At 59.1% G+C, this 941-nt stretch carries 1 protein-coding gene and 1 pseudogene; both read left to right on the forward strand.

The window, feature by feature from the left end; genetic code table 11:
* Positions 1-218: 218 nt before the first annotated feature.
* Entirely contained in the window at positions 219-347 is a 129-nt protein-coding gene (locus tag EN969_RS36695; RefSeq protein ID WP_272482885.1) for a hypothetical protein, read from the forward strand.
* Between the two features lie 215 nt (positions 348-562).
* Positions 563-941, forward strand: a pseudogene (locus EN969_RS32955) (hypothetical protein); the annotation flags it as partial.

The following is a 941-nucleotide window of genomic DNA, read 5'->3' on the forward strand; positions in this document are numbered from 1 at the left end:
CGACTACACAACCTCCGTGCTGCCGCTCAGCATTCTCCGCGCCCCGAAATCGCGATCACACGCCCGGTGTCACCATCGATTGCTCGCCCAAATTGCACATCCCAACGCATCGAAAATATACCTGTGGAAATTATAGTCAACCAAATTAGCAATTCCTTAACCAAATGCGCTCGCGAATGGTTAATCATGAAAGCGGCTACGGCCTCTCGGACCGAAGCATGGCGCACAAGGCAAATCCTGTTTATGAATCAGCATATTGGCTCGATCGACGTCAATATGTTGCCGGACGCGCCAAGCTGTTCCTTGAGGTAGAATCAAAACCTGACAGCAAGAACGGCCAAGAATGAGCCGACAGCAATGTTCAGCGCGGCGCGCGAAATACACGGCTTAATTTTTGAGCGCATAGGTAGAACGTTATCGGCATTGTTGCGCAGCCACGCCGCCAATCTGGTTGCGCTCGCACCCCGTACGGTCCACCTCCAGGGTGGCTGCCGCAACTGGCCATCGCCTTTTGGCCGTCGGGGCGCTATTGGCAAGGTCACGATACGCCATGGTGATGTGAATGCGCTTTCTGTTTGTCCTGATCCTGCTTGTCGGCGCCGGCGTCGGTGTCATCTATCCCTGGGCGATGAGCAATTTCTCCGGGCACGAGATCGGCACCTGGCGGGTCTATGAGCAAGGCCGTTTCAAGCCGCTGACGGTGCCGCTCTCCGGCCGCGATGCGCCGGTGCGGGTGCTGGTCGACCTGACCGCAAGAGCCGAGCGCATCGTCTCGCAGCAGCGCACCGTGCTGACGCTGACCGCCGCCAGCAATGGCCGCACGGTGCTCGCCTCGACGCTGCAGTTCAACCATTCCGACAATCCTCGCCAGGCCAGCCCGCAACTGCCCGACAAGATCTTTCGCGACGAGGCCGGCGTCATCGCGACCGTCAGCCCGGGTC

The sequence above is a fragment of the Mesorhizobium sp. M7A.F.Ca.CA.003.01.2.1 genome (assembly GCF_003998945.1).
Lineage (GTDB): Bacteria > Pseudomonadota > Alphaproteobacteria > Rhizobiales > Rhizobiaceae > Mesorhizobium > Mesorhizobium ciceri.